At 74.3% G+C, this 20,752-nt stretch carries 17 protein-coding genes, 1 tRNA gene and 1 pseudogene; 8 read left to right on the top strand and 11 right to left on the bottom strand.

From position 1 onward, the window contains the following. Positions 1 to 50: 50 nt before the first annotated feature. A complete protein-coding gene (locus tag IF01_RS0136805; RefSeq protein WP_030397987.1) occupies positions 51 to 524 on the bottom strand; it encodes a GreA/GreB family elongation factor in 474 nt (157 codons plus the stop codon). Positions 525 to 724: 200 nt separating this feature from the next. Between IF01_RS0136805 and IF01_RS0136800 the strand changes: the two genes are divergently transcribed. Beyond that, a complete protein-coding gene (locus IF01_RS0136800; protein WP_051740279.1) occupies positions 725 to 1,429 on the top strand; it encodes an RDD family protein in 705 nt (234 codons plus the stop codon). A 306-nt stretch (positions 1,430 to 1,735) separates the two neighbouring features. Then, the gene (locus IF01_RS0136795; protein ID WP_094745733.1) at positions 1,736 to 3,886 is read left to right on the top strand and encodes a HelD family protein; all 2,151 of its coding nucleotides are present in this window, start codon (positions 1,736 to 1,738) and stop codon (positions 3,884 to 3,886) included. Positions 3,887 to 3,962: 76 nt separating this feature from the next. Here the strand turns inward: IF01_RS0136795 and IF01_RS0136790 are convergent, their stop codons facing one another. From IF01_RS0136790 to IF01_RS51835, 4 genes and pseudogenes are all read right to left on the bottom strand, one after another. Beyond that, on the bottom strand, positions 3,963 to 5,546 hold the full coding sequence (locus IF01_RS0136790) for a multicopper oxidase family protein (RefSeq protein ID WP_030397984.1): 1,584 nt from the start codon (positions 5,544 to 5,546) through the stop codon (positions 3,963 to 3,965). 111 nt (positions 5,547 to 5,657) lie between these two features. Then, positions 5,658 to 6,119 (bottom strand): hypothetical protein, encoded by a 462-nt coding sequence (locus IF01_RS0136785; RefSeq protein WP_030397983.1) that lies wholly within the window; start codon positions 6,117 to 6,119, stop codon positions 5,658 to 5,660. 63 nt (positions 6,120 to 6,182) lie between these two features. After that, positions 6,183 to 6,758: a DUF5990 family protein gene (locus tag IF01_RS51465; protein ID WP_445972089.1), complete on the bottom strand. Its 576-nt coding sequence runs from the start codon at positions 6,756 to 6,758 to the stop codon at positions 6,183 to 6,185. Positions 6,759 to 6,788: 30 nt separating this feature from the next. Beyond that, a pseudogene (locus IF01_RS51835) lies at positions 6,789 to 7,605 on the bottom strand (winged helix-turn-helix domain-containing protein); the annotation flags it as partial. Positions 7,606 to 7,980: 375 nt separating this feature from the next. On the opposite strand from IF01_RS51835, the gene IF01_RS44630 reads away from it, so the two are divergent. After that, positions 7,981 to 8,613 carry an RICIN domain-containing protein gene (locus IF01_RS44630; protein WP_030397981.1) on the top strand — a complete coding sequence of 211 codons (633 nt, stop codon included), beginning with the start codon at positions 7,981 to 7,983 and terminating at the stop codon, positions 8,611 to 8,613. 1,146 nt (positions 8,614 to 9,759) lie between these two features. Here the strand turns inward: IF01_RS44630 and IF01_RS0136760 are convergent. From IF01_RS0136760 to IF01_RS45090, 3 genes are all read right to left on the bottom strand, one after another. Further along, positions 9,760 to 10,173 carry a hypothetical protein gene (locus tag IF01_RS0136760; RefSeq protein ID WP_030397980.1) on the bottom strand — a complete coding sequence of 138 codons (414 nt, stop codon included), beginning with the start codon at positions 10,171 to 10,173 and terminating at the stop codon, positions 9,760 to 9,762. A 120-nt stretch (positions 10,174 to 10,293) separates the two neighbouring features. Further along, positions 10,294 to 10,357 (bottom strand) — tRNA-Ser (locus tag IF01_RS0136755). Then, entirely contained in the window at positions 10,329 to 11,078 is a 750-nt protein-coding gene (locus IF01_RS45090) for a TSUP family transporter (protein ID WP_279617290.1), read from the bottom strand. The genes IF01_RS0136755 and IF01_RS45090 overlap by 29 nt, the downstream gene beginning before the upstream one ends. Positions 11,079 to 11,221: 143 nt before the next feature. Here IF01_RS45090 and IF01_RS42880 point away from each other — a divergent pair, with 143 nt between their 5' ends. Continuing rightward, positions 11,222 to 11,506 (top strand): hypothetical protein, encoded by a 285-nt coding sequence (locus IF01_RS42880; protein ID WP_037782561.1) that lies wholly within the window; start codon positions 11,222 to 11,224, stop codon positions 11,504 to 11,506. Between the two features lie 142 nt (positions 11,507 to 11,648). Then, positions 11,649 to 12,317, top strand: a complete 669-nt coding sequence (wrbA, locus tag IF01_RS0136740; protein WP_030397978.1) for an NAD(P)H:quinone oxidoreductase — start codon at positions 11,649 to 11,651, stop codon at positions 12,315 to 12,317. A 66-nt stretch (positions 12,318 to 12,383) separates the two neighbouring features. On the opposite strand, the gene IF01_RS44625 is transcribed toward wrbA, so the two are convergent. Beyond that, on the bottom strand, positions 12,384 to 13,148 hold the full coding sequence (locus IF01_RS44625; protein ID WP_157855455.1) for a TIGR04222 domain-containing membrane protein: 765 nt from the start codon (positions 13,146 to 13,148) through the stop codon (positions 12,384 to 12,386). Between the two features lie 177 nt (positions 13,149 to 13,325). Here IF01_RS44625 and IF01_RS0136730 point away from each other — a divergent pair, with 177 nt between their 5' ends. Continuing rightward, positions 13,326 to 14,273 carry a molybdopterin-dependent oxidoreductase gene (locus IF01_RS0136730; RefSeq protein ID WP_051740278.1) on the top strand — a complete coding sequence of 316 codons (948 nt, stop codon included), beginning with the start codon at positions 13,326 to 13,328 and terminating at the stop codon, positions 14,271 to 14,273. Between the two features lie 141 nt (positions 14,274 to 14,414). Then, entirely contained in the window at positions 14,415 to 15,563 is a 1,149-nt protein-coding gene (locus IF01_RS0136725) for a GDSL-type esterase/lipase family protein (protein WP_030397975.1), read from the top strand. Between the two features lie 50 nt (positions 15,564 to 15,613). Here IF01_RS0136725 and IF01_RS0136720 read toward each other — a convergent pair whose 3' ends face one another. Together IF01_RS0136720 and IF01_RS42870 are read right to left on the bottom strand one after the other, a co-directional pair. Next, positions 15,614 to 17,956, bottom strand: a complete 2,343-nt coding sequence (locus tag IF01_RS0136720) for a tetratricopeptide repeat protein (RefSeq protein WP_051756913.1) — start codon at positions 17,954 to 17,956, stop codon at positions 15,614 to 15,616. Between the two features lie 120 nt (positions 17,957 to 18,076). Beyond that, positions 18,077 to 19,381, bottom strand: coding sequence for a Dyp-type peroxidase (locus IF01_RS42870; RefSeq protein ID WP_078880637.1), 1,305 nt, complete (start codon positions 19,379 to 19,381; stop codon positions 18,077 to 18,079). Between the two features lie 31 nt (positions 19,382 to 19,412). On the opposite strand from IF01_RS42870, the gene IF01_RS0136710 reads away from it, so the two are divergent. Beyond that, positions 19,413 to 20,747 carry a right-handed parallel beta-helix repeat-containing protein gene (locus IF01_RS0136710; RefSeq protein ID WP_244215742.1) on the top strand — a complete coding sequence of 445 codons (1,335 nt, stop codon included), beginning with the start codon at positions 19,413 to 19,415 and terminating at the stop codon, positions 20,745 to 20,747. Positions 20,748 to 20,752: the final 5 nt, after the last annotated feature.

The raw sequence follows: 20,752 nt of genomic DNA, 5'->3' as shown, positions 1-20,752 counted from the left end.
CGCCCACCGGGCCGGCCGTGCGACCGGCTGTGCTCGGCGAGGAGCCGTCGTCACGCTCCGGCGTCGCCGCCGATCGACAGCACCTCGGCAGTCGTCCGACCGCCCGGAGCGTCGTACTCGACGGTGTCGCCGACCCGGCGGCCGAGCAGGACCTGCCCGAGCGGACTGTCGTCGGTCACCAGCTCCGGGTCCAGCTCCTCCGCCAGTTCGCCGATCCGGACGGTCAACTCGGCGGCGTCCGCGAAGCGCAGGGTCACCGTGCTGCCGACACCGACCGTGTCGGTGCTCGGCGCGCCCGCGACCGCCGCCTCGCGCAGTCGACCCTCGATCACGGTGATCCGGTCGTCCAACCGGTCGAGAATGTCGGCCCGTTGCAGTTCGTCGGCCTGGTCGGCCCGGTCGCCGACCTCCTCGCCGCCCCGCAGTGTGGCGGCGACGGCGTCGCGCTCCGTGCGCAAGTCGGCCAGGTCCCGCTCCAGCACGGCACGGCCGGCGTCGCTGATGGGTTCGGGTGCACCGGTCATTCCGGCCTCCCTGGTCGAGCCGTCCGATCGGACGGCGCAGGCTGATTCCGGCAATCCGAACATAACAGGACTCCTCGGTGCCCGGCTCGGCGACAAGCTCGCCCCTGATCGGTAACGACTTGCCCGTCCGTCTTCCCGCGCCCGTCGGATGATCGGTAGAACAGCCGTACCACCACTTCCGAGGCAGGGAACCAGCCAGGATGAGCACCAACGGCCCCACCGGGTACGGCCAGAACGAGAACCCGTACGACGGGTCCAATCCCTACGGACAGCAGAACCCCTACGGACAGCAGCCCCCGGCCGGCCAGCAGCCGCCCTACGGCCAGCAGGCACCGTACGACCAGCAGGCGTACAAGCAGGAGGCCCCGTACGGGCAGCCCGGGCAGCACGGCTACGGCGTTCCCCCGCAGCAGCCCTACGGCCAGCAGCCGCAGGCCGGTCTGCCGCACTGGCTCGGCCAGCACGGCGGGTACGGCGGCGCCCCGGTGCCCGGGTCCCGTCAGCTCGCGCCGATCGGGGAGCGGCTGGTCGCCCGGCTGATCGACGTCGCCGTGCTCATCATCCCGACCCTGCTGGTCTTCGTCGTGCTCGGCGCCTCGATCCTCTACTACGTCGTCGCGGCCCTGCTCTCGTTCGGCTACGAGGCCGCGATGCTGCTCACCCAGGGCGGCCAGACCGTCGGCAAGAAGGTCATGAAGCTGCGGGTCGTGGACCTCGGGCACGGCGGGAAGCCCGCCGAGAACTCGCTGCTGATCCGCGCGGCCGTGTACACCCTGCCCAACGCGGTCTACTGCATCGGCTCCCTCTTCGCGCTCGTCAACGTCCTGTTCCCGCTGTGGGACAAGCCGCTCCAGCAGGCCCTGCACGACAAGGCGGCGAAGACCGTGGTGGTCAAGGAGTCCTGAGCCGCGGCCTCCCGCGAACGCCCCCGACCGGACGTCGGGACGGGCGCCGGTGCCGGTCCTCGGCCCGTCGCCCGCCCGATGTCCGGCCGGGGTTCTGTCTACGGTGCCGGTGCAGGTGCGGGCGCCCGCACCGGTGCCCGCACCGGCACCCGGCGGCAGGCCCGGGGAGCCCGGGCAGAGGTGACGCGGCGTCGGACCGGCGGGCCCGCCGGCGGCCCGTGGACACAATTCGGGCCGGAACGTCAACATTTACATTCCTCGCGCGTCCTCGCATAGTGACAGGCCGAACCCGAGAGGAGCGCTGCCTTGCCGCAGGTCGAGGACAACGTGGTACACCAGGTTGAGCTGGAGCGGGCGGAGGTGGCCGCCGTCGTCGCGCTGTTCGACGAGCGGCTCGCCGACACCCGGGCCCGGCTCGTCGGGACACTCGCCGAACAGGCGAACGGCACCACCGAGGCGTACGAGAGGGACCTGGCCGCCGAACAGCTCGCCCGGGAGGTGCGACGCCTCGAAGGAGCCGAGGGCGGCCTGGTGTTCGGCCGGATCGACCTGACGGACGGCACCGCGCTGCGGATCGGCCGGCTGAGCCTCCAGCGCGACGAGGACGAGCTGCCCGCCCTGGTCGACTGGCGGGCCGACGCCGCCCGCGCGTTCTACGAGGCGACACCCGTGCACCCGATGGGCCTGCGCCGGCGCCGTCACCTGCGGCTGACGGAGCGCACCGTGGTCGGGGTGAGCGACGAGCTGCTCGACGGCTCCGAGCCCACCGCGGAGGACGTGGTCGGCGACGGCCCGCTCGCGGCCGCGCTCCAGGCCCGCCGCACCGGCCGGATGGGCACCGCGGTGGCCACCCTCCAGACCGAGCAGGACGCGATCGTCCGCTCCCAGCACCGCGGCGTCACCGTGGTCCAGGGCGGTCCCGGCACCGGGAAGACGGTGGTCGCGCTGCACCGCGCCGCCTATGTGCTCTACGCCTTCCCGAAGGCCGCCGAGCGGGGCGTGCTGGTGCTGGGGCCCAACGCCCGCTTCCTGGACTACATTTCGCATGTGCTGCCCTCGCTCGGCGAGAGCGAGGCCGTTCTCGCGACCTGCGCCGAACTGGCCGCACCGGGCTGGGGGAACGGGACGGACGCGGCGAACGGGCCCGACCGGGAGGGCGCGCCGGGCGGGGCCGGGCCCGGCATCACCGCCGAACGGCCGGAGGCGGCCAGGCTCAAGGGCGACGGCGCGCTCGTCGGGGCGCTCGCGGCCACGGTGCGCGAACGGCAGGCGCCCGGCGGGGAGTTCGCCGTGCGGGTCGGACAGGACGACGTCCGTCTGGGCGAGGCGGAGGTCGCCCTGACTCGTGACGCCGCACTGATGGGCGGTCTCCCGCACCACCGGGCCCGCGGGCTGTTCAAGGAGATGCTGGTCGACGCGGTGACCAGGGAGCTGGCCCGCGAGTCCGCCGAGACAATGGAGCGGATCGACGCCGAGGTGGCCGAGCTGACCGGCCTCGACCTCGACCGGGCCACGGCGGCGGACCTGCGCAACCTGGGCATCGAGGCCGATCCGGCCGCCGGCGGGGCGGAGTTCGACCCGGACGCGATGCGGGCCGCCCTGCTCGACGACGACCTGGTGGAGCGCACGGTCGAGGAGCTGTGGCCGCACCTCACGCCCGGCGCGGTGGTGGACGCCCTGCTCGGGGACCTCGGGACGCTGGCCGCGCGCCTGCCGGGGTTCACCGACGAGGAGCACCGGATCCTGCTGCGGACCCCGGGCGCGCCGTGGACCGACGCGGACCTGCCACTGCTGGACGAGGCGGCCGCGCTGCTGGACGGCCCGCCGGCGCGGACCTTCGGCCATGTGGTGGTGGACGAGGCGCAGGAGCTCACCGCGCTCCAGTGGCGGACGGTCCTGCGCCGGTGCCCGGCCCGGTCGATGACCCTGGTCGGTGACTTCGCCCAGGCCGGTCCGGCCACCACCGCGAGCGGCTGGCACGAGGCGCTGGACCCGCACCTCGGGGGCCGCTTCGAGCTGCGCACCCTGACCGTCAGCTACCGGACCACCGAGGAGATCCTCGCCACCACGCGCGAGCTGCTGGCCCGGATCGCGCCGGACCAGGCCCCGATCGGCTCGATCCGGCACGGCGAGGAGCCCCGCAGCCGCGACGCCTCGCCCGCCGGGCTGCTGGACACCCTGCTCGCCGAACTGCGCGAGCAGTCGGCCGCCCACCCCGGCGAACTCATCGGCGTGGTCTGCCCGGACGGCTCGGTGGACGCGCTGACGGCGGCGGGCGCGGACCAGTACGCCCGGCTGGTCCCGGCCTCCGAGGCGCGCGGTCTGGAGTTCGACACGGCCGTCGTGCTCGATCCCGACGCGATCGCCTCGGCCCGCCCCGGCGGCGACCGTGACCTGTATGTCGCGCTCACCCGGGCCACCAAGCGCCTGTGCACGATCGTGGTGCGCGAGGACTGACCCGGACGGGGCCCGGACCCGGGGGCGGCGGGCGGATCGCCCGCCACCCCCGGGGTTCGGGGTCCCCCGTCCCCGGTCAGGCGCGGTAGGCGAGCAGCCCCATCATCCCGGCCTCGCCGTGGTAGGCGTTGTGGCAGTGCGTCATCCACTGGCCCGGGTTGTCCGCCTCGAACTCGCAGACCACCGTCCGCCCGGGCAGCACGATCACGGTGTCCTTGCGCGGGCCGTCGTCGCCCACCTGGAAGGTGTGGCCGTGCAGGTGCATGGGGTGCCACATGTCGGTGCGGTTCACGAACTCCAGCCGCACCCGCTCGCCGCCGCCGACGAGGAACGGGCGCGCGGACGGGTCGGCCATGTCGAAGGGGCGCCCGTTCAGCGCCCAGTCGTACTCGGCCATCCCGCCCGTCAGTTCGATCCGATGGGTGCGGTCGGGCGTCCGCTTCGGCAGTCCGGCCTCCTCCGCCGCCCGCAGATCGGTGGCGGCGAGGATCCGGCCGTCGAGCTCGGCGGGGCGGAACGCGGCGGCCGGCGCCTCGCCCGCGCCGGTGCGGACCAGGGCCCGGCCGGCGGCGTCCTTCCCCTCGGCGAGCGCGGTCAGCGGGAAGACGCCGTCCTGGAGGGTGACCAGCACGTCGTAGCGCTCGCCCATCCCGACCAGCAGGGCGTCCACCTCCTCGTGGCGGACCGGGTAGCCGTCGGTGTGGGTCACGGTCAGCCGGTGGCCGCCGAGCGCGAGGCGGTAGGCGGTGTCGGCGCCCGCGTTGACGATCCGCAGCCGCACCCGCCGGCCCGGGGCCGACCGGTACACCTCGGGGTCGTCGGCGATCCGGCCGTTCACCAGGTGGTGCGGGTACCGGACGTCCCCGGCGTCGCCGCCGAGCAGCGCGCTGGTGGCGCCCATGAGCATGAACGGCCCGGCGCCGCCGCCGTTGCTGTTGCCCTTGCCGCTGCCGCTGCCGCTGCCCGGCATGCTGTGACCGCCCATGTCGTGGCCGCCCATGTCGTGGCTGCCGGAGCCACCGCCGCCCATCCCCTTGCGGAGCTCGGCGAAGGCCTGGTCGGGCGAGCCGGTGACACCGTCCAGCCAGTCGTCCAGCACGACCACCCACTCCTCGTCGTACCCGAGCGGCTCCTTCGGGTCCTCGACGATCAGCGGCGCGTACAGGCCCCGGTCGAGCTGGACCCCGACGTGCGGATGGAACCAGTAGGTGCCCGGCCGGTCGGTGACGAAGCGGTAGGTGAAGCTGCCGCCCGGCGCGACCGGCCGCATGGTGACCGGGGGCACGCCGTCCATGTCGTTGCGCAGCGCCAGGCCGTGCCAGTGGAGGGAGGTCGGGTCGGGCAGGTGGTTGTTGAGCGTGGCGACCAGGGTGTCCCCGGCCGTGGTGCGGACCGGGGTGCCCGGCAGGGCGCCGAAGGTCCAGGTCCGGGCGGTGGTCCCGCCGCCCAGGTCGACGGTGTCGGCCGTCGCGGTGATTGTCACGGGACGCTCGCGGCCGGTGCCGCCCCGGGCGGCCTCCGCCCGGGCGACGGGGCTGCCGGAGGGGTCGACGAGCGGCGGCGACGCGGGACTGTCCGAACAGGCGGCCAGCAGCCCGGCGCCGGCGGCGCCGAGGCCCGCGAGCAGGACGGAACGACGGTTGACGGTGAACTGGGGCATCGAGGTCTCTCGGGTGTGTGCGCGTGGTGGCACGGTGGTCGCCCGTGCCGGTGGACGGGTCCGCTCGGCGGCGGGGGGCGGGAGTTCCGCCTCCCGGCCGCCGGGGGGCGCCTATTTGCGCGCGACGGAGAGTACGTCGAGGTCGGGGGGTGGTGCGCCCGGCCAGGGCAGGCCGGGGTGGGCGACCGCCGGTCGCGGCGCCGGGTCGGGGTGTCCGGGTACGGCGAGCGCGGCCGCGGGAGGGGCGGCGAGGGCCGCACCGCGCGCGGGCACGGTCGAGGAGCAGACCCGGTGCTCGGCGCAGACCCGGACGGGGTCGGTCACGACGGGCGCCGTGGTGGCCCCTGCAGAGGTGGCGTGTGCCGCCGCGCCGTGGGCCATGACGGCAGGGGCGTGCGAGGTCGGCATCGTGCCCGCCGGCAAGGTGTGGTGGCCGATCAGTCCGAGGGCCGTCAGCAGGAGCACCACGACGGCCGCCCCCGTCCACCGTCGGTGGTTCCGGTACGGACGCCCGGCCGCCCCGGTACGGGCGGTGGGCCCGTGGGGGGAGGCTTCGGCGTCCGGGCGGCACATGGCGGTCACCATACCCCACCCCGGTATATGAACCCTGTAAGACCCCCGCCCCCGCCGTGACGGTCAGACCCGCCCTTCGCCCACCTCGGTCGCACTCTCCGCCGACCAGGCCACCATGGGCGGACGGACCGCCGCACACAACGGCAGCCCCTTGACATCCGTCAGCCCGAGCCGCCCGACCAACCGCCCGGCAGCCACCGCCTCGGCCAGGACCCGCCCGTCCACCCCGTCGAACATCAGCTTCGCCCGCCGGAACATGGTGAACCCCCCGTCCGCTTCGACGTTCCCCCACACCAGATAGACGAAGCGCTGCCCGGGCCGCCCCTGGACATAGGGCCCCTTGACGTCGATCCCCTCCCCCAGCGGACTCGCCGTGCACTCCAGCGTCCACACGGCCGAAGCCGCATCACCGGGATGGAGGTCCAACAACTCCCCGGGCCGCTCACGCCGTTGGACGGCCACATGCACGTCGAGAAGATCGGGAGCGCCCGGCCCACCGGGGCAGGAGCGGCCGGGAAGGTCGACAGCTTCGATTCGGATCTGCACAGCCCCAGTCTCCCCGCCGGGGCCACCCCGCCGCACCCCCGCCGCACCGTCCGCCGGGCGGAGTTCCGGGGGCCGACCTGGCAAGCCGGTCACCGCGACCTCGTCTCCCCTGCTCCTCTGCCCCCGGCGGATCAGCCCGGCGACGCGCCGCAGCCGACGCCCGGCGGCGAGAACGGCGAGGTTGCCGATGCCGCGTTTGACCAGCGACCAGATGCCCTCCTGAGGGTTGAGGTCCGGGGCGAATGCCGGTAGCTGGAACACGGTGAGCCTTGCGGTGTTGGCCTCGAAGAACTCCCGCAGCGGCGCGACCAGGTGCATGCGCAAGTTGTCCCGCACCAGGACGATCGGGCCGCCGAGCTGGGTGTGGGCGCGGATGACAAGGTCGCGGCAGTCCTTCCATCCGCAGCCCTTCGGTACGTCCTTGCGGCCCCGGCATTCGCGGATCGCGCAGATCAGACGGGACCGCTCGCCAGGCTAGTAGCAGGTCATGCCCGCCATGGAGACGCGGCCCGAGCCTCGTCCGCGCACGCGGACGACCGGGGTGATGCTCTGGCCGCCCCAGGTTCTGGCACGCGGCGGCGTCATCGCCTGGCCGGCCTCGTCCCCGAAGACCACCCAGGCGTTGTTCACCGCCGCGGTGCTCTTACCCGCGGCCAGACCTCCCGCCTCCACAGCTCTATCGCGTCGTCGTCGCGCTCGATCGCGCGCCGAGCGGGCTGCTGCCAGGACCAGCCGTGCCGCCGCAGCAGCCGCCACGTCCCCTCCACGGTGTACGAGACGTGGAACAGCCGGCCGATCATCGTCTTCACCCGGGCCAGCGTCCACCGACCGCCCCGAGACGCGCAACCCGGCTTCGAAGCCGGCAACGGCCTGGAGCCGGACCCGAATCCCGCCCGGCTCTCTCGGCGTCGGTCAAGCCGCCGCCCTGCGGATATCTCACCGTTCCAGGACTACCGAAGCCGCCCGCACGCTGTCCGGCGAACAGCCCGACATCACCCGATCAAGTTCAGTAGCGCGGCCGGAATGCCCGTCGCAGGCCTCTCCTCGCGCCCCGCCACAGCAGGGCCGCGCTCTGCTCGGGGCTCCAGCAACGTCGGGGGGCATAGCCCTCGGTCAGAGCAGGCTCTACTGCTCATGCCACGGCCTGCGCCACCGGCGGGGACGGGCAGAGGCGGTGACAAGCCGGCGGACGAAAGCGGTGGTGCGTATTCCTACAAGCTCCGTGCCCGTTCGGTACGGCAGGCTGACCCGGGCAGGGTGGCACCGGTCAGGCCGCCGCCCTTGACCGTCATTCCACCGCTCAAGGGGAGCAACTATGAAGAGGTACCCGCGCGTCGTCGTCGGCGCGGTGGCCGCCGCCGCCTGTACCGCCGCCCTCTCCGGGACCGCCGTGGCGACGTCCCCCGCCGCTGGGGCGGCCGTGCCTGCCTGGGCCGCGGACGCCCCGGCTCCGTTGCCGGGCTTCCATTTGATCCTGCCCGACAGCCCCGAGGCCGCTGCCGCACGGACGGCTGTGGAGACCTTCCGCTTCAAGAACCGCCATTCCAACCTCTGCTTGGAGATCCGTGGCGACTCGACCGCCAACGGGGCCACCGCCAACCAGTGGCAGTGCAACGGCTCGCCCACACAGGCGTGGATCAGTGGGTCCAACGCGCAGGGCGGCTTCAAGTTCACCAACGCCAACTCGGGCAAGTGCCTGGAGATCCGTGGCGACTCGACCGCCAACGGAGCCACCGCCAACCAGTGGCAGTGCAACGGCTCCAAGACACAGGGCTGGTACTGGTACGGCAACAGCGACGGCTCCATGTACTTCCGCAATGTCAACGGTGCCTCCAGCTCCCCGACGGGCAAGTGCCTGGAGATCCTCAGCTGGCGCACCGGCAACGGCGACCCGGCCGGGCAGTGGGACTGCCACTACGGCAACAACCAGCTCTGGGTCGAGGCCTGACACTCCCGGAATACCGGGCGGGCCGACCTGACCGGCCCCGGAGGGAGCGACCGTACCGACGAGATCCACGTACGACCGCCCACCCATGACGGAGGGCTGCCGGACCGTGCGCCCGGCGGCTCCTCCTGCCCGGTCGGCCACCTCTCCCGGGGGGGTGATGCAGCTGAGGTCGCCTGCAGTCATCGCCGCCCGGATCTCAGGTATTGAGGGGTTGGCCGGGGTACAGCGCCGGCGGGTCGGGTCTGGAGGATGCGGGCGGTGAACAGGTGGCAGAAGTACCGGGCACGGGCGGGGCGTCGGCGGTGCGGGTGTTGTCCCAGCGGTAGAAGGCGGGCTCGTGGCACTCGGCACCAACCGTTGGTGCACGGTCTGCTTTCGATCAATGACAGGGCCACTTTTCAGTCAACCCCTCTCCTCAGAGGTCGATCGCAGACACGAAACAGATTCTCTACAACAGGAGAAACTTCATGAAGCGTCATTTGGCGGCGTCACTCGCCTTAGCTGCTGCTGCAGTAATCACCGCAGCTCCTTCCGCGACGGCCGCAACTCCGCTTGCCGGCCCGTCTGCAGCGGCGTTCCCGGCAAAGGTGCAGGGATGCCGCGGTCCCATCCAGTGGACCATCAACGAAGGCCACGGAGAGATCTCCTGGTGCGACAGCCACGTCTGGGGGTGGATCCGAGACGACAAGGCAGACGGCCGTTGCCCCTTCTTCAAGGTGTGGACCAGCACCAAAAGGTATGAGGAGTCGCTCCGCGTTGGGCCTGCAGGCACGACAAAGGGTTTCGACTGGATCGCAGCCAACGAACCGATTGACGCTACCCTGAATTGGAAGAGCTGCTGACAGGGCAACAAGGCGGAAGCTGGGCCCAACATTCCAGCCACACCTAACACTGATGCCTCACCGGATGCGCAGCTTCTTGATTTCCCAAGGCGCCCCGGCAGGTTCCTGGCGTGAGGCCGTGGCAGGTCCCGGCACCTTTGTGGGTGCCGGGACCTGCTGCGTTCCCCGCGCATGGGGTCGGTCGAGGTCGGTGAGCGCGGTCGTGTACCCGCCGATACCTCTCCGAACGCTCAGCTCGATCGACGCGGCGGTGGTCTTGTCGCCGCCCCTTCCGGTGATGACGGCCTCGCCGACCATCCCTGACTCACCGGGCACGCTCAGGGAGTAGCTGCCGCGGGCCGGGCAGCCGGTGCCGGGGCTGCCGGAGCCGAGCCAGAGCCTGGGGGGTTTGGGTGGCGTCCGCCGTGAGCTGGGGGCCGGTCAGCCGGGTCATGGGGACGGAGCCGTCCGGGGCGGCGCGGGCCTCTGCGGTGAGTCGGGCGGGCTGCTTCTCCGCGTCGGCGCCGGAGTACAGGAGGGCGGACGGGGCGGGGCTGTTGTCGACCGGGTCGGTCGGGGCGAGCAGGACTCGGCGGCCTGACGGCCCAGTCCGGAGGATGCCGCCGGTGACGGTGGCGGTGGTGGCACCCTTGATGGTCTTGCCGTCGATGGCGTCGGCGGCCAGGCCGGTGGCTGCGATTGCCCCGGCCGCGATCTTGTCGGCGGTGATGCTGTTCACAGCGCGGCGCTACCTCGGGGTGGCTCCGGCAAACGCTCACCTACCCCCGAGATTTGCAGAGTCCGGGTGTTCCACCAGGCCAGGGGGCATTTTTGTCTCACGGTACGTCCGGCTGTGGTGTGGGGCGGGTGGGACTCGAACCCACGGCCAAGGGATTATGAGTCCCCCGAGGACCAGAGTTCCCAGAGGCCCTTGGCGAGGGTGACCAGGCCGCCGGCCAGGGCGAGGGTCAGGACCACGAGGCGGGCGGGGCGTTCGGTCACGCGGTCGGAGGGTGAGCGGCCGACGACGGCGCCCAGGGCGATGCCGGCTGCGGTCGTGGACCAGGCAGGGGCGGGCAGGTGCGGGACTCCCTTGGCGGCGATCGAGAAGATGTTGACGACCACTCCGTAGAGTTGTGCGTTGGGGACGAACTCGCGGGCGGTCCAGCCTGTGTTGACCGCGTAGAGCGACACGGCCGGGCCGCCGACGCCGGCGGCGGAGTTCATGAAGCCGCTCGCCGCGCCCGCCGCCACCGCGCCCCGGAGGCCGCGCAGGGAGGAGGCCCGGATCCCGCGGATCACCAGCAGGGCGGCCGCGGTGACCAGCAGTCCGATGCCGATCAGCAGGGTCGGCGGCGGTACCCGGTCGGCGACCCGGGCTCCGATCGGGACGGTGCAGGCGGCCGCGGCCATCAAGGGCAGCATCCGGCCGAGCCGGACCTGCCGCCAGCTGCCGGCCAGGCCGATGGCGCTGATGACGCAGGCCGCGCAGTTGGACAGTGTCACGCCGTCGCCCGGGCCCAGCAGCAGGACCAGTGCCGGTCCGCAGACGAGCGCGAAGCCCATGCCCGCCAGTCGCTGCACGGACGACCCCACCAGCACCAGCAGTCCCAGCAGCACCGCGGCACCCCAGCCGTCAGCCACGTCTCCCCCTTCGCCCGTGTGCAGCCACCCAACCGTATGCCCGGCCGACGCCGTGCACCGGGTTCGGTGTTGGACCCCCACGAACTACTACAGATCTGTAGAGTTGTGGCCGACGACCCGCGCCGCAGCCAGCAGGGGGAGACATGGCAGACCGTCCGCACCAGGACACCCGCACCGGCCCCACCACCGGCCCGGCCGACGGAGCCGGGTGGCAGCCGCCGGAGCACGAGGTCGAGCCGGCGTACCAGCCCGTGCAGATCAACCGGGCGGACGGCAGTTGGGCGGTGGGCCGGATCAACGGCTGGTGGCAGCCGTCGGCCGGCGAGCGGGCCTGGTGCCGGGTTCGGGCGCTGGGGCGGGGCGAGGCCCCGACCTGGGTGCCGTTCGATCCCGAGCGCCTGCTGCTGCTCCCGGCCTGCGGCACCTGAACCGGTAACCGGCACCCGGTAATCGGTCGGTAATCGGTGGGTAATCGGCCGGAACCGCTCCCCGGTCCCACCCCGGTGATCTTGCTGTGCGCCTAGCATGATCCGCACAACCGATCACCAAGTGACAGGCGAGGACAGGGACATGACCGTAAAGGTCGCAGTCATCCACTACAGCGCCACCGGTACCGTGCACGCGCTCGCGCAGGCGGTCGTCGAAGGAGCGGCCTCGACCGGGGCCGAGGTCCGGCTGCGGCGGGTCGCCGAACTGGCGCCCGACAAGGCGATAGACAGCAACCCGCGCTGGCGGCAGCACGCCGACGCCACCGCGTCGCTGGAAGAGGCCACCCTGGACGACCTGGCGTGGGCCGACGCCTACGCGTTCGGCACGCCCTCGCGCTTCGGCGCGCCGGCGGCGCAGCTCAAGCAGTTCATCGACCAGGCCAGCGGGCTCTGGCAGGAGGGGCTGCTGGCGGACAAGCCGGTGACGGTCTTCACCGCCGCGTACAACCGGCACGGCGGCACCGAGGCCACCATCCTGTCGCTGTCCAACGTCTTCTACCACTGGGGCGCACTGATCGTCCCGCCCGGCTACACCGACCCGGTCGTCTTCGCGGCCGGCGGCAATCCGTACGGCACCGCCTCGACCGGCGACGCCGAGGACGGCCCCGAGCCCTCCATCCTGGCCGCGGCCCGCTACCAGGGCGAGCGCCTGGCCCGCACCACGCTCCGCCTCCAGGCGGGCACCCGGGCCCTCGCCACCCCCGACGCCGTCGACGACGCCGAGAGCGGACTCAGCGCCCACAGCGGCTGACCGGCCGCCGGAGGACTCCGGGGCGAACGGGGCCGCCGCCGGCGGGCGGCGGCCCCCGCAGGGCTGTCAGGACGCTCCCGGCCGCGGCGGGCGGGGGCGGGGGCCGTGGAACGCGGTGGTGAGGTGGTGGCGCCCGAGGGCGGGGATGCCGGTGGCGGCGACGGCGGCCCAGGTGGTGCGGCCGGCCGGGGCGAGGGCGTCCGGGGAGAGCCGCCAGCCGGGCGGGAGCGGCGCGCCGGTGCGGAGGGCGGCGAGCAGGGGCTCGACCCGGGCGGCCGGGCGCCAGTAGGGGCCCAGCGGGTCGGGGGGCGTGGCGAAGCGGCTCAGGACGAAGGCCACCAGCAGCGGTACCAGCGCGGCGAGCAGGAAGGCCGGGCCGGGGCCCGCGCCGGCGGCCGCGGCGACCCGGACGGTGCCGACCGCGAGAAGGATCAGCAGCGGGACGGCCAACCAGGTCGGCAGCAGCAGTGGACGGCGCCGGGCGGGGCCGGTGCTGCCGCCGACGATCAGGCCCCGGTCGCGCAGGCCCTCCTCCAGCCGGCAGGCCGGCACGCTGGTGCCGAAGGCCGAGCGCGGGGCGCCGAGCCACCCGGTGCCGGACGGGCCCAGCGCGGCGAGCAGCACGGCCTCCACCTCGTCGCGGGGCCGGGGGCGGACCACCCGGACCGTGCCGTGCCGGTCGATCTCCACCCTGGCGTCCAGGAGCATCCGGGCCAGCGCCGTCTCCGCGACCCGCCAGGCCCCGCCGGCCAGCAGGGCGAGTTCGTGGAGCGTCAGTTCCTCGGGCTCCCCCGCCCGTCGGCCCGCCGTCCCGCCTCCCGGTCCGCGCACGGCCACCACCCCCGCCCCGTCCGTCCGCCGGCGCACCTGTCGGCGCCGAACGCCCGAAAGAGTATCCGGGTCCGGTTCCGCATCGGCGGGCGGCCGCAGGGGTACACGGACCGTTCGGGGGTGGAGCCTTCCGCCCTTCCGGTCCTCCCGGGCCGCCCGACGACGTACGGAGCCCGCGTGCAGGCAGCGCCCATCGATCCGAGCATCCCCGACGCGTTCCTCACCCCCGTCGGGCAGGTCTTCCGCCGCAGCCACCTCGGGCCGCCGCCCGAACTCGACGCCGACGTCTGGACACTGAGTGTCGAGGGCCTGGTGGACCGGCCGCTGCGGCTGGACCTCCCGGCCCTGCGCCGGCTGCCCCGCACCGACCTCACCGCCTTCCACGAGTGCTTCGGCAACCCCGCTCACCCCGACGTGCCGACCCGTGCGGTCGCCAACCTGTCCTGGTCCGGGGTGCCGCTGTCCGCCGTACTGGACCTGGCGGGCGTGCGCCCGCAGGCCCGCCACCTCTGGCTGGAGGGTGCCGACCGGGGCGCGTTCGCGGGCGAGCGGGGCCTGACCTACCTCAAGGACCTGCCGCTGGACCTGGCCCGCGCGGAGGTGCTGCTCGCCGACACCGTGAACGGCGCGCCGCTGCCGAGGGAGCACGGGTTCCCGGTGCGCGCGGTGGTGCCCCGGTTCTTCGGCACCAACTCGGTGAAGTGGCTGACCCGCCTGGTGCTGGCCGACCACCGGCCCGAGCACCTCTTCACCACCCGGCTCTACACCCGGGTCCCGCCGGGCGGCGGCGCGCCTCGGCCGGTGCGGGAGGTCGAGGTGAACAGCAGGCTGGTCGGGGCGAGCGACGGGGACGCCGTCCCGGCCGGGCCGTTCCAGGTGACCGGCCGGGCCTGGGGCTTCGACCCGGTGGTCGCGGTGGAGGTCGCCGTCGACGACGGCGGCTGGCGGCCCGCCCGGCTGGAGTCGCGCGGCCCGCAACCCGTCTGGCAGCGGTTCACCCTGCCCTGCGCGCTCGCCCCGGGCCGGCACCTGATCCGCTGCCGGGCCACCGACGCCCGGGGCCGCGTCCAGCCGCCCGGCGGCGCGCGGAACGCCGTGCACGGGATAGCGGTGCTGGCCCGCTGAATCCCCGGGCCCGGAGGTGCCGCCGACCCACCGGTCGCCACACCTGCGGCCGCGGTACGTAGGGTCGGGGAGGGACCCGACGGTTCCGGTCGAGCACCTGCCCGGCCGGACGGGCAGAACCGAGGAGCGGTGACAGTGGCGATGCGGGACTATCCGCTGGTGGACGGGCCGGTCGAGATCCGGGGCGCGCTGGACCTGGAGACGACACCTGCGGGAGTGATGCCGCGCCGGCTGCCCGCGTGGACCAAGGAGCAGTACCAGGATCCATCGGTCTTCGGCGGCACCGCGATGCCTTCGGGGGTGCGGTTGGTGTTCCGCACCGACGCGCGGGTGCTCGAGTTCGTGGTGCTCACCTCCACGGGGCAGCTCGACGGTGACCCGGAGCCCCGGCCGACCGGGATGCTCGACCTGAGGGTGGACGGCGCCCTGGTCGGGCGGCAGCGGGCGCCCCTGGGCCATGTGGTGCGGATGGCGGGCCCCGGCGCCGCACAGCGAGTGATCCCGGGCGAACCGGCGACAGCACGTTTCGACGCGCTGCCGGCCGGGATGAAGAACGTCGAGCTGTGGCTGCCGCAGCAGACTCCCACCGAACTGGTGTCGCTCCGCGCCGACGGCGAGGTCCTGGCGCCCCTGCCCGACGGCCGGCCCCGGTGGGTGCACCACGGCAGCTCCATCAGCCACTGCATCGAAGCCGACGGCCCCACCGGCACCTGGCCGGTGGTCGCGGCGTCGCTCGGCGGCGCGGAGGTGACCAACCTCAGCCAGCCCGGCAACGACATGCTGGACCCCTACGTCGCCCGGACGATCCGCGACCTGCCCGCCGACCTGATCAGCCTCGAGACGGGCATCAACATCGTGGCCCGGGCCGCCTTCCGGCTGCGCACCTTCGGCCCGGCGGTGCACGGCTTCCTGGACACCATCCGCGACGGGCACCCGGACACTCCGCTGCTGGTGGTCTCACCGGTGAGTTGCCCGGCCCTCGACGGGTGTCCCGGTCCGACCGGGACGGGACGGGACGGGAGGATCACCGCGCTGGGGGACCCGGCCGATGTGGCCCTCGGGGCGCTGTCGCTCCAGGTGGTCCGCGACGAGTTGGCGAGGATCGTGGCCGCCCGGCGGGCCCGCGACCCCCACCTGCACTACCTCGACGGACGCGAACTGCTCGGCCCCACCGAGGTGGACGACCTGCCTGACGGGCTGCACCCGTCCGCGGCCGCGTACCGCCGGATGGGAGAACGGTTCGCCGAGCACGCCTTCGCCGACGGGGGCCCGTTCCGCAGCCGACCGTGAAGGCGGGCGACCGTGAAGGCGGGCGACCGTGGACGCGGCCGACCGACCGGCTAGCGACCTTCGAGCATCCGCAGGACGCCGTCGAGGCTCTGGCGGGTGATCTGCGTCTCGGGGTGGTCCGGTCCCAGACGCTCGGTCTCGACGGCGAGGACCGCCTCCAACTCCTCGCGGGCCTGCGCCGCCTCGCCCTGGTCGCGCAGGACCAGGGCGAGGCTGTACCGGGTGAGGAGGGTACTGGGGTGTGTGTCGCCCAGCCGCTCCCGCTCGCCGGCGAGGACCGCCTCGAACTCCGTTCGGGCCTGCGCCAACTCCCCTTGGTCGCGCAGGACCAGGGCGAGGCCGTAGCGGGTGACCAGCAGATGCGGGTGGTCGCCCGCGAACTGGTCCCGCCAGCCCGCCATGACGGCTTCGAACTCGGCCCGTGCCATGGCCAGTTCACCTTGCGCGTGCAGGGTCCGTGCGAGTTCGTGGCGGGTGACGAGACTGCTGGGGTGGGTTTCACCGACCCGCTCCCGCTCGATGGCGAGCGCCGCCTCCAACTCCGCGCGGGCGGAGTCCAGCTCCCCCTGGTCGAGCAGTACGGTGGCCAGCTCGTGCCGGGTGGTGACGGTACTCGGATCGGTGTCCCCCAGCTCGCGCCGCCGGACGGCCAGCACGGCCTCGAACTCCGCCCGGGCCGCCTCCAGTTCCCCCTGGTCCCGGAGCAGGGAGGCCAGCTCGTGCCGGGTACTGAGGGTCGCGAGGTACGTGTCGCCGCCCAGCGTCCGCCTGGCCTCGAGGACCGCCTCGAACTCCGCCCGGGCAAGCGCCAGTTCCCCGAGCTCGCGCAGAGCCAGGGCGAGGTTGTGCCGGGTGACGAAGGTATCGGGATGGGTGGGTCCGACGTGTTCGCTCTCGGCGGCGCGCACGGTTTCGAGCACCGCCCGGGCCTGGACGTAGAGACCGTCGACCAGCAGCTGACGACCGGCCACGTTCATGGCCACCATGAGCTCCAGGAAGGCGCGTTCGTCGAGGCCTGCGAGGTCTGCCCGCTCGAAAGCGTCGAGGATGTGCGGGGCGAGCGACCGCCGGACGGCCGCGACCTCGGGGTCCATCTCGTCCTCGGACTCGTCGGCGCGCGCCGCCGCGGTCACGATCCCGGTGGCGACCGCCACCGTGCCGGGCGTCCGTGAGGCGTCCCGGACGAGGGGGTGCATCCGCAGCAGCGCGGGGGCGTCGGGCGCGGGTTCGAGCAGCTCGACCAGGCCCAGCGCCGCGAGGGCCGTGAGGTGCTGCCAGATCGCCGGGCCGTCCAGAGCGGCGAGCGGGCCGGCCTCGGCGAGGCGGTCGGGGGTGAGGAGGTGGGTGTAGGGGAGGTCGGCGTCGGCGAAGGCTGCGAGGAGTTCGAGCAGGGCGCGGGCGTGGCCGTGGCCGCGCTGTTCGAGCAGGGCGACGGACATCGCCCAGGTCCGGGCGAGGACGTGGCCGGGGTCCAGCCGGTCCAGGCCGTCCTCCCAGGCCCGCCGGTAGCCGGTGTAGGTGGTCGGGGTGGCGGGGGCCCGGAACGGCGGCGGGGTCCGGTTCGCCTGGTCGAGGTAGGTGCCGGCCAGGTACAGGGCGAGCGGGAGGCCGCCCAGGCGGGCCGCGAGCTCGTGCGCCTCGGCGGGGGTGCCGGCGCTCGCGGGGGCGTGGTCGCGCAGGATCCGGGCGGCGGCGTCGAGCCGGCCGCCGGTCAGCGGCCGCAGCAGGTGGAGTCGGGCGACCTGGCCCCAGGTGGTCCGGGTGCTGTCGCGGGTGGTGACCAGGACGGCGCCGGGGCCGGTGGCGGGCCGGATCCAGCCGGTGCCGGCGCTCAGCGAGCCGGGGCCGTCGAGAAGGGCGGGGTCGTCGGCGTTGTCGACGACCAGCAGCCACGGCGTGTCCTGGCGGGCCAGCCCGGACCAGAGGAGGTCGGCGGTGTCACCGCGGTCCAGTTCCTCCTGCGTCGCCCCGGCCTGGCGGGCGACGGCGCGCAGGGCCGCCTCCAGGGCGGGGCCGTTGCGCGCCTCGACCCACCACACCCGGCAGCCGGCGGCGCTCCGGCGGGCGGCGATCTCCAGGGCGATGGCGGTCTTGCCACAGCCGCCCATGCCGCACAGGGCCAGCAGTCGGCCCTCGGGGCCCGGGTCGGCGACGAGTTCGGCCTCCAGGCGTTCCAGGGTCTCCTCGCGGCCGCGCAGTGGGCGGCCGGGGTCGCGCAGCCCCAGGGGCGGGGTGACGGTCACCGGCAGGGCGCTCGGCGCGGCCGGGTCGGACATCCGCAGGGTGATGTCGGCCCGGCCGGCCTGGACGACGTTGCCGTGCACGGTGCCGCCGGTCAGCCGGTTGTCCACCCGGGCGACCGCGCCGCCCGCCTGTTCCTGCTCGCCACTCACTCACAACTCCCAACCCCGACAAGCGCGTTCGTCGGCCTACATCCTGGCGCACCCGCGGCCCGCCGACCCGGGAACGGCGAGATCCCCGCCGCGGCCCCCGGCGAAACCCATGACGGACCGTCAGGCGAGCAGCTGGGCGCCGAGGACGGTTCCCGGCGGGGCGCCGGGGAGGACGTAGGCGACGGCGGAGGCGGTGTGGGTGAGGAAGGGGTTGAGGGCGTCGCGCTCGGCCAAGCGGCTCTGGACGCGGGTGAACTGGGCGGTGTCGCGCACGAAGGCGGCGAAGAGCAGCCCCCGGTCGTCCGGGGCGTCGTCGTAGCCGTAGCCGCGCCGGAGCATCCGGGCGCCGCCGTCGAGGCGGGGGCCGGTGAGCCGGACGTGGGCGGTGGCCGGGATGACGTAGGCGCCGTCCGGGTGCTTGGCGTAGAGGTCGGGCTCGTCGTGCTCGGCGCTCCCGGTCAGTGGGGCGCCGTCGGCGGCGCGGCGGCCCATCGCGGCCTCCTGCCGCTCCGCGGGGAGGGCGGCGAAGGCGGCGGTGTCCATCCGGATCCGCCGGTAGACCAGGAGGGTGGCGTTCTCGTGCGGGCCGGGCGGGCCCCAGACCCACTGGCGGGCGGCCTCCTCGTCCGGGTTGGCGGTGCCGTCCTTGAAGCCGAACAGGTTGCGCGGGGTGGCGCCCGGCCGGGTCGGGGGCAGGAAGCCGGACTGCGACCAGCGGGGCACGGCGCCGGCGGAGTGGGCGGCCGCACCGGCGAGTTCGGTGAGGACGGCGAGGGTCCAGGGGTCGGCGGCGGAGAGCTGGAGCAGCAGGTCGCCGCCGCCGCGCGCCGGGTCGAGGCGGTCGCCGGGGAAGGCGGGCGGCTCGGCCAGTCCGCCGGGGACGGCGAGGGCCAGCCGGGCGGCGAGCGCCGGGCCGAGGCCGACCAGCGAGGCCGTCCGGGGCGGGCCGTCGTCGCCGCGCAGTCGCGGGTCCGGGGGCGCACCGGCCGCCGTGGCGGAGAGGAGGCGGGTCCAGTCGGCGAGCAGGGTGCGCAGGGCGTTCCGGTCGGCGGCCGGGGAGTTCGTCGGGAGGTCGAAGGCGAGCAGCCTGGTCGCGGGGAGTTGAGGGCCCGTCAGTCCGGACTGGCGGGCTCCGTGGAAGGGGATCGCGGCCTCCGCCGGCGGCGCACCGGCCGGCGTACCGGACGGGGTCCGGCCCGAGCCGGTCGACCCGGTCGGTCCGCCGAACAGGGCTCCGCCGTGCGCGAGTTCGCCGACCGTCGCGCCGAGTCCGGCGGCCAGCACCGCCCCGGCCGCCAGCAGTGCCCGGCGCCGCCCGGGGCCGCTCACGGGCGGACCGGCGGCCGAAGCGGCAGGCGAACCGGCGGGCGGGTCCGACGGCCGCGCGTTCTCCGACGGCGGCGCGTTCTCCGGTTCGGTGGGCATGCGCCCTATTGGAGACGATAGAACACGTCCTATGCAAATCACGTTTCGTGTTCGTCAGTTGACTCTCGCGGTGGTGATGGCGGCGCTGGCCGCCAGTACGGCCACCGGGTGTTCCTCCAGCGGTTCGGGCTCCGGCGACGCCGCGCACCCGGCCGGGAACGTGGTCCGGGTGCCGGAGGACTTCCCCACCGTCCAGCGGGCCGTGGACGTCGCGCGCGACGGCGACACGGTGCTGATCGGCCCCGGCACCTACCGCGAGAGCGTGCGCGTCGCCCGGAGCAACCTGGTGCTGCGCGGGACCGACCGCTCCGCCGTGGTGCTCGACGGCGGGCTGAAGCTGGCCAACGGCATCACCGTCACCGGCCCGGGCTCGGTGGTGGAGAACCTCACCGTGCACCACTACCTGGCCAACGGCGTGCTGTTCACCGGTGTCACCGACGAGAAGCTGCAGCAGCGCGGCGCGGGCGGATCGGCGTACGACCCGCTGGACACCACCCGCTTCCCGCCCGTCCAGGGCTTCCGGGCGACCGGTGTGACGGCGTACAACAACGGCCTGTACGGCATCTACGCGTTCGACGCGCGCGGCGGCGTGATCGAGGACTCCTACGCCTCCGGGCACGCCGACTCCGGTATCTACGTCGGGCAGTGCAAGCCTTGCGACACCCTGGTGCGCGGCAACACGGTGGAGCGCAACGCGGTCGGGGTCGAGCTGACCAACGCCTCGGACGGCCTGTCGATCCTGGGCAACCGGGTGGCCGGGAACCGGGTGGGTGTCACGGTGAACTCCAACGACCTGGAGGCGCTGGCACCGCAGCACGGGGCGGTGATCGCGGGCAACGTGGTCGTCGACAACAACGCCGCCGACACCCCGCAGCAGGCCGACGGGGGCTTCGGCATCGGCATCGGGATCGGCGGCGGGACGGCGAACCGGGTGGAGCGCAACCTCGTCCGGGGCAACCGCGCGGCCGGGGTGGTCGTCACGGATCCGGCGGGCCACCCGGCGAGCGGCAACCGGGTCGAGGGCAACCAGGTGGACGGCAACGGCGTGGACCTGGTGCTCGCCTCTGCCGATCCCGGCAACTGCTTCACCGGCAACCGGCCCGGCGCCCAGAGTCCGGACGGCCTGGAGACGGCGGCGGCCTGCGGCGGCCAGGGGCGCGGGCCGCTGGCCGCCGGGCGCCCGGCCCCGGTGCAGGCACCGCCGGGGGTTCCGTTCAGCCAGGTGGCGGCACCGCCCGCGGTGCCGTCCGCGGTGGACCCGGCGGCGCCGGCCCGCCCGGCGACCGGGCTGCCGGGGCCGGTGGACCCGGCGGCGTACCCGCTGCCGACGGACGCCGGCTCGCTCCCGCCGCGCCCGGCGGGGTGAGGCAG

Source organism: Kitasatospora purpeofusca, assembly GCF_000718025.1.
Lineage (GTDB): Bacteria > Actinomycetota > Actinomycetes > Streptomycetales > Streptomycetaceae > Kitasatospora > Kitasatospora purpeofusca.
The sequence above is the reverse complement of the archived record's forward strand: the minus strand, read 5'-3'. Positions and strand labels throughout refer to the sequence as shown.

What these genes read in the sequence shown, in the direction of transcription:
- IF01_RS0136800 (WP_051740279.1), top strand. Translation starts at nt 725, where the DNA reads ATGAGCACCAACGGCCCCACCGGGTACGGCCAGAACGAGAACCCGTAC.
- IF01_RS0136790 (WP_030397984.1), bottom strand. Translation starts at nt 5,546, where the DNA reads ATGCCCCAGTTCACCGTCAACCGTCGTTCCGTCCTGCTCGCGGGCCTC.
- wrbA (WP_030397978.1), top strand. Translation starts at nt 11,649, where the DNA reads ATGACCGTAAAGGTCGCAGTCATCCACTACAGCGCCACCGGTACCGTG.
- IF01_RS44630 (WP_030397981.1), top strand. Translation starts at nt 7,981, where the DNA reads ATGAAGAGGTACCCGCGCGTCGTCGTCGGCGCGGTGGCCGCCGCCGCC.
- IF01_RS0136725 (WP_030397975.1), top strand. Translation starts at nt 14,415, where the DNA reads ATGCGGGACTATCCGCTGGTGGACGGGCCGGTCGAGATCCGGGGCGCG.
- IF01_RS0136710 (WP_244215742.1), top strand. Translation starts at nt 19,413, where the DNA reads ATGCAAATCACGTTTCGTGTTCGTCAGTTGACTCTCGCGGTGGTGATG.
- IF01_RS0136805 (WP_030397987.1), bottom strand. Translation starts at nt 524, where the DNA reads ATGACCGGTGCACCCGAACCCATCAGCGACGCCGGCCGTGCCGTGCTG.
- IF01_RS42870 (WP_078880637.1), bottom strand. Translation starts at nt 19,381, where the DNA reads ATGCCCACCGAACCGGAGAACGCGCCGCCGTCGGAGAACGCGCGGCCG.
- IF01_RS0136785 (WP_030397983.1), bottom strand. Translation starts at nt 6,119, where the DNA reads ATGTGCCGCCCGGACGCCGAAGCCTCCCCCCACGGGCCCACCGCCCGT.
- IF01_RS42880 (WP_037782561.1), top strand. Translation starts at nt 11,222, where the DNA reads ATGGCAGACCGTCCGCACCAGGACACCCGCACCGGCCCCACCACCGGC.